Genomic DNA, 14497 nt, shown 5'->3' with positions numbered 1-14497 from the left:
CTTCCGTCATGACTGCCCGACGATGCTGTTCCCGGCCGGATCGGGCGGCCCGGTGTGCACAGGGTGCCCGGGATCGACCGCGAGGACGATACCGAGGAGATCGGTCAGTGCATGGCCGAGCTTCGGGTCCACGAGCTCGTAGCGGGAGCGCCGGCCCTCGGGCACCGACACCACGAGGCCGCAGCCACGCAGGCAGGAGAGGTGGTTGGACAGGCTCTGCCGGCTCACGCCGAGCAGCCCGGCCAGATCGCTGGGGTATGCGGGCGCATCCCGCAGCGCCACCAGGATGCGCACGCGCGTCGGGTCGGACAGCGCGGTACCCACGCGCTGCAGCACGGACGTCGACGTCAGGGTCTGCAGCATCAGTGGCTCAGCTCCGTCTCGTGGGGGACGTGGCCCAGGGGTTCGATCTGGAATGTGCAGTGGTCGATGCTGACGGCGAAGTGCTCGGCCACGCATTCCTGGAGCTGGTCGAGGACGGCGTGGGCGGACCCGTCGCGGTAGCAGCCGTCGTCGACGACGATATGCGCTGTGAGCACCGGCAGTCCCGTGGCGATCTGCGTGATGTGGAGGTCGTGCACATCCCGCACCTGCGGGAGCCGTGCGATGTGGGTCCGCACCTCCTCGAGGTCGATGCCGGCGGGGGTGGACTCGAGCAGCACGTCGATGGTCTCCCGCAGCAGCTTGAGGGTCCGCGGGATGATCAGGGCGCCGATGAACAGGGCCACGACGGCGTCGGCCCGCATCCAGCCCGTCAGCGTGATGACGACGGCGGCGACGATCACCGCGACGGAACCCAGTGCGTCGTTGAGCACCTCCAGGAAGGCGGCCCTCAGATTGAAGGTCGCGGAGCGGTGCCGGGAGAGGAGGGCGAGGGCGGCGAGGTTGCCGGCGAGGCCGATCGCCCCGAAGACGATCATCTCGGGAGCGGCGACGTCCTCCGGGCTGATCAGGCGCCTCACGCCCTCGATGAGCACATACGCTCCGACGGCCAGCAGGAAGGCCGCCTGCAGCAGGGCGGCGATCACCTCCGCCCGCCGGAACCCCCAGGAGCGGCGCGGGGTGGCGGGCCGGACCGAGAGGGTCGCCGCACCGAGCGCCATGGCCAGGCCCGTGGCGTCGGTCAGGACGTGCACGGAGTCGAAGAGCAGGGCGAGGCTGCCCGTCCACAGTGCACCGATGATCTGGAGCACGAAGACGGCGAGCGTGATGGCGAGGGCGCCGGTCAGCGGACCGCGTCCGGCCGCGCTCGCTGGTGCGTGGTGATGGGAACCCATGCCTCGATAGTACAGCGTTGCGTGAACCTTAGGTGCTGAACCGGGTCACTGGTACGGTGGCGGTCTCTGACCGACCGGACGGCTCGTCACCCTCGAGCGCCGTGCCGTGTGAGGCAGGAGGGCACCCATGGCCATGAAGGACAGGCGCGACCTGGACGACGACAACTGGGTCGCCCCACGGGACGATATCGCCCTCAGGCTGAGCGACCTGGCGCGGTCCCTCCAGCGTGAGAACTCCGAGGACGCAGTCCTCGAACAGCTGGTCCGGGCTGCTGTCACTCTGGTGCCGGGCGCCGACGAGGCCTCGATCACCCTGGTCACCGGACGCCACCGGGTGCAGTCCCGGGCTCCGTCCGGGAACCTCGTCCGTACCCTCGACGAACTCCAGGAACGCACGAGGGAAGGGCCGTGCATGAGCGCGGTCTACGAGGAGCAGACCGTGACCGTGCCGGACCTGCGGACCGAGCAACGCTGGCCGAGGTTCTCCGCGAAAGCGACGGAAGCCGGCGCCGGCAGCATGCTCTGCTTCCAGCTGTTCGTCGAGGGGGACAACCTGGGGGCGATGAACCTCGTGGGGCGCTCGGCCCACGCCTTCACGGAGGAGTCCGACTACGTCGGTTCGCTGGTCGCGTCCCACGCCGCCGTCGCCTTCGCCGACGCACAGAAGCTCCATCAGTTCAAGGACGCCATCGCCACCCGGGACCTGATCGGCCAGGCCAAGGGCATCCTCATGGAGAGGTACGGCATGACGGCCGGCCAGGCGTTCATCATGCTGGTCCAGGTGTCCACGACCTCGAACGTGAAGCTCCTGACGGTCGCCGAGGAACTGGCCACCACGGGCAGCCTCCCGGTGCGGAACCGCGGGCGGACCTGAGGGGCCCGCACGTCACCCTGTGATGCCGTGCTGCTGCAGCCAGAGTTCCAGCACGCCGAGCTGCCACAGCATGTTGTTGCCGCCGGGACTGTAGTGGACGTTCGGGTCGTCGAGCAGCCGGTCCACGTACTCCGCACGGAACAGCCCGCGATCCTTCGCCTCCGGGGCCCGGAGGGCGTCGCGCACCGTCGTGAGCAGCGGTTCGGCGAGGTACTTGACCGGCGGGACCGGGAAGTAGCCCTTGGGCCGGTCGATCACCTCGGCCGGGATGATCTTCCGTGCGATGTCCTTCAGGATGCCCTTGCCGCCCTGCGTCGCCTTCAACTCGGGCGGGCACTGTGCCGCCAGGCGGACGAGGTCCTGGTCGAGGAAGGGGACGCGGGCTTCCAGGCCCCACGCCATGGTCATGCTGTCCACGCGCTTCACCGGGTCGTCCACCAGCAGCATGTGCGTGTCGAGGCGCAGGACCGCGTCGAGCGCCGTCTGGGCACCCGGGGCCCCCAGATGGGCCGCCAGCAGAGCCCGGCTCACGTCCGTGGGCACCAGCCACTCGGGTTCGACGACCTCGGCGATGTCCTCGTGGCTCCGGTCCACGAACGCCCCCGTGAAGGCGTCCAGGGCCGCGTCGCGCGGAACGGTCCCGGCGGGCTGATGGTAGGCGTACCCCGCGAACACCTCGTCGGCGCCCTGGCCGGACTGCACCACCTTGATGTGTTCGGAGACGGTCTTGGACAGCAGGTAGAACCCGGTGACGTCCTGCGTACCCATGGGTTCGGTCATCGCGCCGATGGTGTCCTCGATGGCGGGCACCAGTTCGCTGCCGGCGATGTGGATCCGGTGATGCCGGGTGCCGTACTTCTCGGCGATGAGGTCCGAGTACCGGAACTCGTCACCCTCCTCGCCGCCCGCGCCGTCGAACCCGATGCTGAAGGTACTGAGCCCTTCCTGCCCGAGCTCGGCGAGCAGCGCGACGATCAGGCTCGAGTCGACGCCGCCCGAGAGCAGCACGCCGACCGGGACGTCCGAGACGAGGCGCCTGCGGACGGCGGTGGTCAGCGCGTCGTGGAGGGCTTCCTGCCAGTCGCCGGCGGTCCAGTCGGACCTGTCCGGGTCGCGGACGTAGTCGGGCTTCCAGTACACGCGGTCCCGCTGCCCGCCGTCGGCATCGATGACCCGCACGGTAGCGGGCGGCAGCTTCCGCACGCCCCGCAGGATGGTCCGGGGCGCGGGGACGATCGAGTGCCAGCTGAGGTAGTGGTGGAGGCTCACGTCGTCGATCGAGGTGTCGATACCGCCGCCGGCCACCAGGGCGGGGAGCGTGGAGGCGAAGCGGACCCGGCCGGGAAGGTCCGCGACGTAGAGGGGCTTGATGCCGAGCCGGTCACGGGCCAGGACGACGCGCTGCCGGGGTTCGTCCACGATCGCGACGGCGAACATGCCGACGAGGTGGTCCACGAAGTCCTCGCCCCAGCGGCCGTAGGCGCGCAGGATGACCTCCGTGTCGCTCGTGGAGGAGAACACGGCGTCACCGCCCAGTTCGGCCCTGAGCTCGGGGTAGTTGTAGATGCAGCCGTTGAACACGATGGTCAGCCCGGAGGCGGGGTCGTGCATCGGCTGGGCGCCGGCGTCGCTGAGGTCGATGACGGTCAGCCGCCGGTGGCCGAGGGCCACCCACCCGTTGGTCCAGCTCCCGTGCCCGTCGGGCCCCCGCGCCTCCATGGACGCGGTCATCCGCGCCACCGGTTCCTGCTCGGCTCGGGTGCCCCTGAAGGCGATCTCCCCGGCGATTCCGCACATGTCCTGTCCTCCTGTTGATCATGGGTTCCGCCTCTCCGGGGAACTCCTGGTGTATCGGCCCGCGTCCCTACCTCCTGGGGTGCGCGGCCTCCGGTTCGTCGGACGGTTTCGGCACCAGCTGCGCCGTCGCCTCCGACATGAGGTCCATCACCAGGGCGATGCGCCCGGTGTCGTGTCCGTGCCGGTGCATGACCCGTCGGAGTTCGGCGAGGGCGTCGCGGAGCGGCGGGATCTCGGCCTGCTGGATCACCGCGGGCAGCGCGGAGCAAAGCCAACAGCCCGCACCGTGGAGCGGTGCGGGCTGTTGGTGGGAGAGGCCTGGGGCGACGCAGGGGACGGCAGTCGCTCCGATGAAGAGCCGGGAGCACCTCTGGTTCGAGGTCTCTCGGAGGAACTCGGCCACTCCCCGCTGGAGACGATTGGCCTCATGGAGTCCGCCCGAACTGCGCAGCGGGTCGTGGCGGACCCCGGAGGATTTACGAAGCATGCTTATTGTCTATCACCGGGTCCATCGACGCCGGGCGTAAACTTTCCGATTGCGCCCGGGCCGCCGACGCCCCGCCTAGCGGTCGACGCCCGACATGTCCGCGTAGCGGTCGCCCGCCGGAGCGGCGACGGCGTCGAGCCGGGCGAGGTGCTCCTCGGTGAGCACGAGGGCGTCCGCAGCGACGTTCTCCTCGAGGTACCGGACCTGCTTCGTCCCGGGGATCGGGGCTATGTCGTCGCCCTGCGCGAGCAGCCACGCGAGCGCGACCTGGCCCGGCGTGGCATCGAGCTGCCGCGCGACGTCGTCCACCTGTTCCACGATCCGGATGTTGGCCTGCAGGTTGTCCCCCGCGAAGCGCGGATTGTTGCGGCGGAAGTCGGTCTCGTCGAGCTGGTCGACCGAGCGGATGGTGCCCGTCAGGAAACCCCGCCCGAGGGGGGAGTAGGGGACGAAACCGATGCCGAGTTCACGCACGAGCGGCAGGATCTCCTGCTCCGGGTCCCTGCTCCACAGCGAGTACTCGGTCTGCAGCGCCGTCACGGGGTGGACGGCGTGTGCCCTGCGGATCGTCCCGGGTGCCGCCTCGGACAGGCCGATATGGCGGATCTTGCCCTCCTGCACGAGCTGCGCCAGGGCGCCCATGGTGTCCTCGACGGGCACCGACGGGTCCATGCGGTGCTGGTAGTAGAGGTCGATGTGATCGGTTCCCAACCGCCTCAGCGATCCCTCGACGGAGAGGCGCACATTCTCGGGGCTCCCGTCGAGCCCTCCGGCGTCGCCCGCCGTGTGGCGGATGGTGCCGAACTTCGTGGCCAGCACGACGTCGTCGCGCCTGCCCCGGAAGGCCCGGCCAAGCAGTTCCTCGTTGGTGTACGGCCCGTACATCTCCGCGGTGTCGAAGAAGGTGACCCCGAGGTCGAGTGCGCGGTGGAGGGTGGCGATCGACCCGGCGTCGTCCTGTCCGCTGCCGGTGTAGAACGCCGACATGCCCATGCAGCCGAGGCCGAGCCGGGACACCTCGAGACCGGAACCGAGGGAGATGGTCTTCATGGAGACGCCTTTCATCGAGGGGGACGCGCGGAGGGGAGTCGTGCCCCGGCCAGAGTACGCCGCGCCGGGGATGCGTGGCAGGCGGAGCCCGCCATGACTTTCGTTGCACGGTGTGCAATTTTTCGCCTACGCTGGAACAGTGCTTGAGACGACCGAGAATGCGGAGCCCGTGGGCCGCCGCGAGCAGAACAAGATCGACACGCGACGTGCCATCGCGGACGCCGCCTTCGAACTCGCCCTGTCCGTGGGACCCGGGTCGTTCACCGTGGACCAGATCGCGGTGCAGGCCGGTGTCTCACGCCGCACGTTCTTCAACTACTTCCACAGCGCCGAGGACGCCCTGACGGTCCGCACCGACGGGTTCCTCGAACTGGCCCTCGAGGTCTTCGGCCGGATGCCCCAGGACGAACCGCTGTTCGATTCCATCGTCCGGGCGTTCACCGAGACCACACGGATGGAGGGCCTGTCCCAGCACGGCGCACTGTTCCGCATGGCGAGCGCCAACCCCGATCTCCTGCGGGCGCAGCTGCACTCCTGGGAGCGGGCGGAGGTCCGGATCGTCGGGGGACTGCGCAGCCGCCTGGGTGCCGAGGCATCCGATCTCTATCTCACCGCCCTCGTCGGCAGCGTGCTCTCCTGCACCAAGGCGGCGATGCGGAACTGGGCGGCGAACACCCCCGAATCCGCTCCCGACTCCGGGCGGCAGCTCGAAGAGCGCATCCTCTCGGCACTGACCATGCTGCGTGACGGTTTCTCCGATCCCGCGGCCGGACCCGACGGCGTCCCGCCCTCGGGCGCCTGATCCCTCCCAGCCCTTCGTCCGTCTTCTCCCCGCTAGGAACCCCCAATGGCTTTTCTGCTCTACCGACTCGGTTCGTTCGCCTTCCGGCGGCGGTGGTGGGTCGTCTCCGCATGGCTGGCGATCATGCTCGCCGTCGGCGGCGCCGCCGTCGCCTTCTCCGGCACCCTGACCAATAACTTCACCATCCCCGGCACCGAGTCGCAGCGCATCTCGGACCAGCTGCGGCAGGAACTGCCCGAGGCCGTGGGCGGCACGGGCACCGTGGTGTTCACGACCGACGACGGCGCCGCCTTCTCGGCCGAGCAGCGCGACGGCGTCCAGTCCGCGCTCGCCGCGATCGCCGGGCTCGACGGCGTGCGGGGTGTCGTCGATCCGTTCGACGTCGCCGACCAGGTGGCGGCCGGAGCTTCCGAGCTCGAGGCCGGGCGCGCCCAGTTGGAGGCCAGCGAACAGCAGCTGACCGCCGGCGAGCAGCAGCTCGAACAGGGCCAGGCCCAACTCGACGCACAGCGCGCACAGTTCGACCAGGCCCGCGCCCAGCTCCCCCCGGCGCAGGCAGCGGCCACGGAGCAGCAGCTCCAGCAGGGCCAGGCCCGGCTCGACGCCAGCCGGACCGAGCTCGAGTCGGGGCGTGAGGAGTTCGAGACGGGCAGCACCGAACTGGACCTCGCGCAGCGGCAGCTCGACGCCGGCTCCGGCGTGCGCCTGCTGTCCGAGGACGGCACCACCGCTGTGGCCAGCGTCCAGTTCGAGCAGCAGATCAACGGCGTCTCACCGGAGCTGCGCGAGTCCGTGCAGGAGGAGGCCGCCGCGGCCGAGTCCGCCGGCGTGACCGTGGACTACAGCAAGGAGATCGTCGAGGACGTCTCCGGCATCGTCGGCGCCACGGAGGCCATCGGCCTCGCCGTCGCCGCCATCGTACTCATCCTGATGCTCGGCACCCTGATCGCCGCCGGGCTCCCTCTCCTCATGGCCATCGTCGGTGTCGGCGTGGGCGTGGGCATCACGTTCGCCCTGTCGGGCCTCATCGAGATGAACAGCATCTCGCCGGTCCTCGCCCTGATGCTCGGCCTCGCCGTCGGCATCGACTATTCGCTGTTCATCGTGAACCGGCACCGCACCCAGCTCCTGCGTGGCATGGAGATGCAGGAGTCGATCGCCCGGGCCACCGGCACCGCCGGCAACGCCGTCCTCTTCGCCGGCATCACCGTGATCGTGGCGCTCGCCGCGCTCGCGGTGCCCGGTCTGCCGTTCCTGACCGTCATGGGCCTCTCCGCCGCCGGCACCGTCGCGGTGTCCGTGCTCGTGGCCCTGACCCTCACTCCGGCCCTGCTCGCCATCATGGGGCGGCGGGTCATCTCCAAGCGCCGCTGGGCGAAGACCCGTGGGCACAAGCACTCCGCGGCCGCACCGCTCGACACCGAGAGCGGGGCATCCCTGGCGGACGAGCGTGCGGCGAGGGGTGCCGGCTGGGGCGGCTTCGCCACCCGGAAGCCGGTCCTGACGGTCCTCGCGGGCGTGATCCTGCTCGGGGTCATCGCCATCCCGGCGGCGCAGCTGCGCGTGGGACTGCCCGACGGTGGGACCGAGCCCGCCGATTCGACCGCCTTCCAGGCCTACAGCACCATCGGTGACAAGTTCGGCGCCGGGACCAACGGCCCGCTGATCGTCGTCGGGTCCCTGCCGGAGACGGCGGACGAGGCGGAACTCACGGCGTTGCAACTCGACGTCAACGACCTGCTGCGCGAGATGCCGGACGTCGCCGCCTCCGTCCCCGCCACCGTGAGCGAGAACGGCCGGACGGCGATCTTCCAGGTCATCCCCGAGGAGGGCCCGGCCAGCGAGACCACCGAGAATCTCGTACGGGACCTCCGCGCAGCCACCGATGACGTCGAGGACCGGACGGGCGTCGCCATCGCCGTCACCGGCCAGACGGCGGCCAATATCGACGTGTCCGCCAAGCTCATGGAGGCGCTGCCGCTCTACCTCGGCATCGTCGTGGGCCTGTCGCTGATCCTGCTCCTGCTGGTGTTCCGCTCCATCCTCGTGCCCATCATCGCCACGGCCGGATTCCTGCTCTCGCTGCTGGCGAGCTTCGGGGCGACGGTGGCCATCTACCAGTGGGGCTGGCTGGGTGATTTCTTCGGGATCACGAACCCCGGTCCCATCCTGAGCTTCCTGCCGATCATCCTGATCGGTGTGCTCTTCGGCCTCGCGATGGACTATCAGATGTTCCTGGTCTCCGGGATGCGGGAGGCCTACGTCCACGGCGACGATCCGAAGGCCGCGGTCCGGATCGGCTTCAGCCACGGCGCACGCGTGGTCACGGCCGCCGCGATCATCATGGTCTCGGTGTTCGCGGGCTTCGTGTTCTCCCACCTGGCCATGGTGCGGCCCATCGGTTTCGGGCTCGCGTTCGGCGTGCTGCTGGACGCCTTCGTGGTCCGCATGACCCTGGTCCCGGCGACCATGTACCTGCTGGGCCGGCACGCCTGGTGGCTGCCCGCCTGGCTCGGGCGGATCCTCCCGGACGTCGATGTCGAGGGCGCGAAGCTCCAGCGCGACGAGCGCGCCACGCACGACGAGCGCTCCGACCGCGACGAAGAGGAGAAGGAGTCCGTGCGCGTCTAGCCCGGTCCCGGTGCGCTCTGGTCCGAGCCAACCTCGTCCGCTCTGGTCCGGACCGGCCGGGACGCCGCCCCGGCCGGTCCGGTCGGCCGTGACGGTGTCCCGGCCCCGGACCCACAGGCCCGTGCTGTCGTCGTCGCGCGGAGCTGGACGCAGCCGAAGCGGGAGGGCCACCCGCTGGGGTCACCGCGCCGTTCTGTACCCCATTTCCCCCGAGATGGCCGTCGCGATGTGCTGCACCGGCAGGACGAGCTCGCGCATGCGCTCCGCGGGCAGGTAGGGAGCCGTCGCCGAGACGCTGATGGCGCCCACGATGGATCCCGAGCCGTCGCGGATCGGAGCCGCCACGCAGCGGATCCCCGGCTCGTTCTCCTCCATGTCGTACGAGTAACCGCCCTTGCGGTAGTGGTTCATGCGCGTGACGAACTCCTCCTCCGCCCTGATGCCCGCCTTGCGGGCCGCGGGCGAGGCCGCGGTTGCGTCCACCGGCGTCTCCGCGCGCCAGCGTTTCGCCCAGCCGGCGGCATCGTCGTCGAGCAACAGCGCCTTGCCGATTCCCGTGCGCGTCAGCGGCATGCGAAGCCCGACGCGTGAGCGCATCTCCGCGCCCCGCTGACCCGGGATCTTCATCAGGTAGAGCACCGACCCGTCCTCCCGGACCGCCAGGTGCACGGTGTCGAGCACCTGGCCCGCCAGGTCGTCCAGATGGGGACCCGCGACAGTGGTCAACGGGTTGGAGAGGAGAGCGCCGAAACCGAGCTCGATCAGGGTGGAGCCCAGGCCCAGGCCCGCGGGAGTGTCCCGCAGGTAGCCCTCGCTCCTCAAGGCCTGGAGGAGGCGATGCACGGTACTGCGCGGCAGTCCCGTGGCGACCTGGAGTCCCTGCGCATCCTTCGTGCCCTCCGCGACGAGGCGGACGAGCGCCAGACCGTTCAGCAGCGTCTGGGCACCCTTCGGAGCGTCACCCGTCGTCGATGTCGCGTTCATCGTCCCACTATATGGGTTTAGGTTGAACAGTGTGGGACGCGGATCCTAGGTTCGGTGCATGCGCTCCTCTACTCCTCCCGGACAACCCGCCCTGGTGGCGCTCGACTGGGGTACGTCCTCACTTCGTGCCTGGGCGCTCGATCGCGACGGTGCCGTCCTGTCGACCACGACCTCCCGCGACGGCCTGCGTGCTGTCGGCGAGCGTGCGGCGGCCTCGCAGCTGCCGCCTGCCGACGCGTTCGCCCGGACACTGGCAGCGCTGTCCGACACGCTGGGAGCGCCCGGCGTACGTGCGCTGGCCTGCGGTATGGTCGGTGCCGACGGCGGCTGGACGACGGCCGGGCGGCTCGATCTCCCGATCCCGGCAACAGCCGGCGCCCTCGAGCCGACCATGGTGCCGGCTGCCTCACCGGCGGTCGGCATCGTTCCCGGGCTGAGGGCCACCCCGGATGCGACGGGCTCGTGCGATGTCATCCGCGGCGAGGAGACCCAGGTCCTCGGGGCCCTCGCCCGCCTGGGCGATCCGGTCGACGTGACCCTCGTACTCCCGGGGACCCATACCAAGTGGCTCCGCGTGGCCGACGGCGACATCGTGGACTTCACCACCGTCATGACCGGCGAACTGCACGCGGCGTTGCTGGACGCCACGATCCTCGGCGACCCTGCCCGACGCGCCGACGCCGGTGACGTGGCGGGCCCGCCACGGACAGACCTCGAAGCGTTCGACGCCGGCGTTGCGCACGCACTGTCCCACCCCGCCCAGCCGTTCGCCGCGCGCCTGTTCAGCGCGCGTACCCGCTACCTGTCCGGCGAACTGGCACCCACCGGCATCTCCTCCTACCTGTCCGGCCTGCTGATCGGGGACGAGACGGCCGCCATGCTCCCGGCGGCCCTGGCCGCCGAAGCCCCGCTGGCCCTGTGCGCCGATGGTCCGCTGGGCGGTCTGTACCAGCGGGCCCTGTCCACCCAGGGCGTGACCGCGCCGTTGCTCGAGGACACCGCCCTCGACGGGCTGCGTGCCGTCGCCCGGGCCTGGGGCCTCCTGCCCCCTGCCCTTCCCGCTCCCTCCATCCCCTCCGCCTAAGGATCCCCATGTCTTCCACGCCCACCGGACTCATCGCCATCCTGCGGGGGCTCACCCCCAGCGAGGCACCCGCGATCGGACGCGCCCTCTACAGCGCCGGTGTGCGTATCCTCGAGGTCCCGCTCAATTCCCCCGATCCGCTCGAGTCCATCCGCCTGCTGCGGGAGGACCTGCCGCAGGACGCCCGCGTCGGTGCCGGCACCGTACTCACCCGTGCACAGGTGGCCGACGTCGCCGCGGCCGCCGGCGAGCTGATCGTGTCCCCCAATGCCGATACGGATGTCATCGCAGCCGCGGTGTCCCGGGGCCTGCTCAGCTACCCCGGCGTCGCCACGCCCACCGAGGCCTTCGCCGCGCTCGGCGCCGGCGCGACAGCCCTGAAGATCTTCCCCTCGGAGACCGTCGGGATCGCCGGGATGAAGGCGTGGTCCTCGGTCCTTCCCGCCGGCACGCAACTGCTGCCCGTCGGCGGCATCGACGACCGGACGCTCACGCCCTGGTTGCAGGCCGGAGCCGGGGGAGCGGGCATCGGCTCCTGGCTGTACACACCGGGCCGATCCGCCGAGGAGGTCTCCGCGCGGGCGGCGTCCCTCGTGGACGCGTGGAACGCACACCTGGCCGCGTGAACCACTGCCCGGTCATCCGACAGGCGACCCATCCACGGGAGGCCGCGGCCCGGCAGGACCCGGAACAGGGATCGGGCGGCTTCAGCGCAGCAGGTGGGCGTAGCTGAAGTGATGGTTGTCCCCGGCGCTCTGCGCCCGGGACAGGGGGACGAAGTAGCACCGGAGGAGGAGCCCCGCGTCCGAACCGGGGCTGGGCAGCCCGGCGGCTCCGGTGACCCTGTGGTCCCAGGACGACCGCGGGTCGTCGGTCTCGGCCGCGAAAAAGACCGTGACCGTGCCGGCACCGGTCGCACCCGCCGGAAGCTGCGCGACGCCGACCCCCACCAGGGGGCCGGTGATGACGAGCCCGGTCTCCTCGAGGACCTCGCGCCGGGCGGCGGCATCGAGCGTCTCGCCGGCGTCGACGCCGCCGCCGGGCACCTGCGTCCCGGCGTCGGGGTGGTGGACGTGGTCGAAGACCAGGACCTCCCGGTCCGGGCCCCGTCCCCGCAGGACGTAGGCCGCCGCCCGGACGCGGGACGGCACGGGACCGCCACTGCCCGTCACTCCGGGCGCTCCGTCAGTCACCGGGGCCGCTGCTCCGTCGCTCATCGCTCCACCGTAGCTCCGTGCCGTGCCGTGCCGTGCCGTGCCGTGCCCGTGGTGCCGTGCCGGCGCGGTCACGCGCCGAGGTAGCGCCCGGGCCGGTGGTTGAGCGCCAGCACGAGGTTCAGCAGCACGGCCCCGACCGCGGACAGCAGGACGTTCCCGGGCGGGACGACGGCGAGGGCGGCGACGACGACGGTCGTGTCGAGCACCATCTGTACGTAGCCCGCCCGCCAGCCCAGGCGCTCCTGCAGGAGGAGGGCGAGGATGTTGAAGCCGCCGAGGCTCGCCTTGTGCCGGAACAGGATCAGGAGCCCGACGCCGGCGAGCAGGTTCCCGCCGAGCGCCGCGTAGAGCGGGTCGAGGGTCAGGTTCCCGAGTGCCAGCGGGTGGAGGTTGGACAGCCCCGAGACGAGCGCGACGGCGGCGATGGTGCGGAGCGTGAAGTTCCAGCCCTTCTTCCAGACCGCCAGGGCGAAGAACGGTACGTTGACGGCGAAGAACAGCACGCCGAAGGGCAGGCCGCCCGCGTAGCTCAGGAGCAGGGCGAGGCCCGCCGTCCCGCCGGTGACGGCACCGCTGGCCTTCAGCAGGAACAGGCCGAGGGACACCGTGAAAGTGCCCGTGACGATCCCCAGGATGTCCTCCAGTACGGAGTGGCGGACGATGCCGTCCTCTCCCTCGGGGTCGGGGCGGGGCGCTGTGGTGTCCATGGCGGCAAGCTATCACCGGCGCACGAGGCGGGACGCGCGGGTCCCCGTGGATGTGGGGGAACGCACAGGATACCGGTGCGGTAAAGGCCTGGAAGGCACCGTGTTGCGCCCGGTAATCCGTTGTGGGGTACCTGCGGCACGGAGCAGGGTGGACCTATGGCAAAGGTACTCAAACCCCTCACGGAGCAAGTTGTCGTCATCACCGGGGCGTCGAGCGGGATCGGGCTCGTCACCGCCAGGATGGCGGTGCAGCGCGGAGCCGCCGTCGTGCTCGCCGCCCGGAACGCGGACGCGCTCCGCACGCTGGAGGAGGAGCTCCGCGCAGCCGGAGGGCGCGCGCACCATGTGGTGGCCGACGTCGGGCGGCAGGAGGACGTCGGCCGCATCGCGGACGCCGCACGGCAGGCCTTCGGGGGTTTCGACACCTGGGTCAACAATGCGGCGGTGTCCATCTTCGGGTCCGTCGACGAGGTGTCGATCGAGGACATGCACCGCATGGTCGACACCAACTACTGGGGTGTCGTCTACGGCTGCCGTGAGGCCGTGGCCCAGTTCAAGGGCAGGACCGGCTCCTCCGGGGCGATCGTCAACGTGGGCAGCGTCTTCGGGGACCGCGCCACCCCGGTGCAGTCCACCTACGCCAGCGCCAAGCACGCCGTGCACGGCTGGACGGACGCGCTGCGGATGGAGATGGAGGCACAGGGCGTACCGGTGAGCGTGACGCTGCTGCATCCGGGGCGCATCGACACCCCCTACAACGAGCACGCGCAGAGCTATCTCGACCAGCAGCCCGCGCACCGGGGCATGATCTACCCGCCCGAGGCCGTGGCCGAGGCCATCCTGCACGCCGCCGCGCATCCCACCCGCGACCTGTTCATCGGTTCGCAGGTGAAGATCGGAGTCGTGGCCGCCGCGCTAGCCCCGCGGCTCATGGACCGCATCATGGAACGGCACATGTACCGTTCCCAGCACGCGGACCGGCCGTCGAGGCGCACCGGCGACAGTGCCCTCCACCGGGCCGGTTACGGGCTGCACGAGCGCGGGACCCACGAGGGATGGGTCCGCGGCCGGAGCTACTACCTCAAGGCCGAGAAGCATCCGGTGCTGACCACGGTCCTCGTCGCGGCCGCCGTCGGCACGGTCGTGTCGCGAGCCGGCGGTCGACGCCGGGAGTAGGAGGGCGAACGATGCCGGCCATCAGCCGCCGGTCCCGGACGGCGCACCTAGGCGCTCGGCACCGTGCTGTCCGCGCCGTGCAGCACGGAGGACAGCCAGCCCCGGGCTTCTCCGGTGTCCACGAAGTAGCGTGTCCGGCTGCGGGACTGCGCGATGAAGGCGGCGAGCACCCGATCCACGGGGTCGCGTCCGGTCAGGGCGATCGGTCCGCGATGGCGGTAGGCGATGAGCAGGTGCCGCGCGGGCGGAGTGATGTGCCGGATCAGGTTGAGGTGCACGAGCACCGGCGCGCTGTGCCAGCCGGGGAAGTGCGTGATCGTGTTCGCGAGGACGTCGAGTTCGGCCGGGCCGACCCCGATGTCGGGCCGCCACACGACCTCCAGGATCCCCGCGTCCGAAAGGATGGTGAAA

15 protein-coding genes are annotated in these 14497 nt (G+C 70.7%); 6 read left to right on the top strand and 9 right to left on the bottom strand.

The annotated features are described in order from the left end of the window. Positions 1-6: 6 nt before the first annotated feature. Complete coding sequence (locus QFZ50_RS11945; protein ID WP_307086791.1) at positions 7-360, bottom strand: ArsR/SmtB family transcription factor; 354 nt, start codon at positions 358-360, stop codon at positions 7-9. Positions 361-362: 2 nt separating this feature from the next. Then, a complete protein-coding gene (locus QFZ50_RS11940; protein WP_307084427.1) occupies positions 363-1277 on the bottom strand; it encodes a cation diffusion facilitator family transporter in 915 nt (304 codons plus the stop codon). A gap of 127 nt (positions 1278-1404) precedes the next feature. On the opposite strand from QFZ50_RS11940, the gene QFZ50_RS11935 reads away from it, so the two are divergent. Then, positions 1405-2151 (top strand): GAF and ANTAR domain-containing protein, encoded by a 747-nt coding sequence (locus QFZ50_RS11935; RefSeq protein WP_307084425.1) that lies wholly within the window; start codon positions 1405-1407, stop codon positions 2149-2151. Between the two features lie 12 nt (positions 2152-2163). Here QFZ50_RS11935 and QFZ50_RS11930 read toward each other — a convergent pair whose 3' ends face one another. The 3 genes from QFZ50_RS11930 to QFZ50_RS11920 all read right to left on the bottom strand — a co-directional run bounded on the left by QFZ50_RS11930 (position 2164) and on the right by QFZ50_RS11920 (position 5485). Beyond that, positions 2164-3948: an N-acetylglutaminylglutamine amidotransferase gene (locus tag QFZ50_RS11930; RefSeq protein WP_307084424.1), complete on the bottom strand. Its 1785-nt coding sequence runs from the start codon at positions 3946-3948 to the stop codon at positions 2164-2166. 67 nt (positions 3949-4015) lie between these two features. After that, positions 4016-4435 (bottom strand): hypothetical protein, encoded by a 420-nt coding sequence (locus QFZ50_RS11925; protein WP_307084422.1) that lies wholly within the window; start codon positions 4433-4435, stop codon positions 4016-4018. Between the two features lie 75 nt (positions 4436-4510). Further along, positions 4511-5485: an aldo/keto reductase gene (locus QFZ50_RS11920; RefSeq protein ID WP_307084420.1), complete on the bottom strand. Its 975-nt coding sequence runs from the start codon at positions 5483-5485 to the stop codon at positions 4511-4513. 139 nt (positions 5486-5624) lie between these two features. On the opposite strand from QFZ50_RS11920, the gene QFZ50_RS11915 reads away from it, so the two are divergent. Continuing rightward, the gene (locus tag QFZ50_RS11915) at positions 5625-6287 is read left to right on the top strand and encodes a TetR/AcrR family transcriptional regulator (RefSeq protein ID WP_307084418.1); all 663 of its coding nucleotides are present in this window, start codon (positions 5625-5627) and stop codon (positions 6285-6287) included. Positions 6288-6332: 45 nt separating this feature from the next. Beyond that, the gene (locus tag QFZ50_RS11910) at positions 6333-8918 is read left to right on the top strand and encodes an MMPL/RND family transporter (protein ID WP_307084416.1); all 2586 of its coding nucleotides are present in this window, start codon (positions 6333-6335) and stop codon (positions 8916-8918) included. A gap of 180 nt (positions 8919-9098) precedes the next feature. Here QFZ50_RS11910 and QFZ50_RS11905 read toward each other — a convergent pair whose 3' ends face one another. Next, positions 9099-9902: an IclR family transcriptional regulator gene (locus QFZ50_RS11905; protein ID WP_307084413.1), complete on the bottom strand. Its 804-nt coding sequence runs from the start codon at positions 9900-9902 to the stop codon at positions 9099-9101. A gap of 58 nt (positions 9903-9960) precedes the next feature. On the opposite strand from QFZ50_RS11905, the gene QFZ50_RS11900 reads away from it, so the two are divergent. Together QFZ50_RS11900 and QFZ50_RS11895 are read left to right on the top strand one after the other, a co-directional pair. Beyond that, on the top strand, positions 9961-10986 hold the full coding sequence (locus QFZ50_RS11900; protein WP_307084411.1) for a 2-dehydro-3-deoxygalactonokinase: 1026 nt from the start codon (positions 9961-9963) through the stop codon (positions 10984-10986). A gap of 8 nt (positions 10987-10994) precedes the next feature. Continuing rightward, positions 10995-11612 (top strand): 2-dehydro-3-deoxy-6-phosphogalactonate aldolase, encoded by a 618-nt coding sequence (locus tag QFZ50_RS11895; protein WP_307084410.1) that lies wholly within the window; start codon positions 10995-10997, stop codon positions 11610-11612. A gap of 81 nt (positions 11613-11693) precedes the next feature. On the opposite strand, the gene QFZ50_RS11890 is transcribed toward QFZ50_RS11895, so the two are convergent. Both QFZ50_RS11890 and QFZ50_RS11885 read right to left on the bottom strand, forming a co-directional pair. Further along, on the bottom strand, positions 11694-12203 hold the full coding sequence (locus tag QFZ50_RS11890) for an NUDIX hydrolase (protein ID WP_307084408.1): 510 nt from the start codon (positions 12201-12203) through the stop codon (positions 11694-11696). A gap of 68 nt (positions 12204-12271) precedes the next feature. Next, a complete protein-coding gene (locus QFZ50_RS11885; protein WP_307084406.1) occupies positions 12272-12910 on the bottom strand; it encodes a YitT family protein in 639 nt (212 codons plus the stop codon). A gap of 156 nt (positions 12911-13066) precedes the next feature. On the opposite strand from QFZ50_RS11885, the gene QFZ50_RS11880 reads away from it, so the two are divergent. Further along, positions 13067-14086, top strand: a complete 1020-nt coding sequence (locus tag QFZ50_RS11880) for an SDR family oxidoreductase (RefSeq protein ID WP_307084405.1) — start codon at positions 13067-13069, stop codon at positions 14084-14086. A gap of 47 nt (positions 14087-14133) precedes the next feature. Here QFZ50_RS11880 and QFZ50_RS11875 read toward each other — a convergent pair whose 3' ends face one another. Further along, positions 14134-14460, bottom strand: coding sequence for a hypothetical protein (locus QFZ50_RS11875; RefSeq protein WP_307084403.1), 327 nt, complete (start codon positions 14458-14460; stop codon positions 14134-14136). Between the last annotated feature and the right edge of the window lie 37 nt (positions 14461-14497).

The sequence above is a fragment of the Arthrobacter agilis genome, assembly GCF_030816075.1.
Lineage (GTDB): Bacteria > Actinomycetota > Actinomycetes > Actinomycetales > Micrococcaceae > Arthrobacter_D > Arthrobacter_D agilis_E.
Note: the sequence above shows the minus strand (reverse complement) of the source record. Positions and strands in the feature narration are given on the sequence as shown.

What these genes read in the sequence shown, in the direction of transcription:
- QFZ50_RS11935 (WP_307084425.1), top strand. Translation starts at nt 1,405, where the DNA reads ATGGCCATGAAGGACAGGCGCGACCTGGACGACGACAACTGGGTCGCC.
- QFZ50_RS11930 (WP_307084424.1), bottom strand. Translation starts at nt 3,948, where the DNA reads ATGTGCGGAATCGCCGGGGAGATCGCCTTCAGGGGCACCCGAGCCGAG.
- QFZ50_RS11920 (WP_307084420.1), bottom strand. Translation starts at nt 5,485, where the DNA reads ATGAAGACCATCTCCCTCGGTTCCGGTCTCGAGGTGTCCCGGCTCGGC.
- QFZ50_RS11905 (WP_307084413.1), bottom strand. Translation starts at nt 9,902, where the DNA reads ATGAACGCGACATCGACGACGGGTGACGCTCCGAAGGGTGCCCAGACG.
- QFZ50_RS11940 (WP_307084427.1), bottom strand. Translation starts at nt 1,277, where the DNA reads ATGGGTTCCCATCACCACGCACCAGCGAGCGCGGCCGGACGCGGTCCG.
- QFZ50_RS11885 (WP_307084406.1), bottom strand. Translation starts at nt 12,910, where the DNA reads ATGGACACCACAGCGCCCCGCCCCGACCCCGAGGGAGAGGACGGCATC.
- QFZ50_RS11895 (WP_307084410.1), top strand. Translation starts at nt 10,995, where the DNA reads ATGTCTTCCACGCCCACCGGACTCATCGCCATCCTGCGGGGGCTCACC.
- QFZ50_RS11890 (WP_307084408.1), bottom strand. Translation starts at nt 12,203, where the DNA reads ATGAGCGACGGAGCAGCGGCCCCGGTGACTGACGGAGCGCCCGGAGTG.
- QFZ50_RS11925 (WP_307084422.1), bottom strand. Translation starts at nt 4,435, where the DNA reads ATGCTTCGTAAATCCTCCGGGGTCCGCCACGACCCGCTGCGCAGTTCG.
- QFZ50_RS11900 (WP_307084411.1), top strand. Translation starts at nt 9,961, where the DNA reads ATGCGCTCCTCTACTCCTCCCGGACAACCCGCCCTGGTGGCGCTCGAC.
- QFZ50_RS11910 (WP_307084416.1), top strand. Translation starts at nt 6,333, where the DNA reads ATGGCTTTTCTGCTCTACCGACTCGGTTCGTTCGCCTTCCGGCGGCGG.
- QFZ50_RS11880 (WP_307084405.1), top strand. Translation starts at nt 13,067, where the DNA reads ATGGCAAAGGTACTCAAACCCCTCACGGAGCAAGTTGTCGTCATCACC.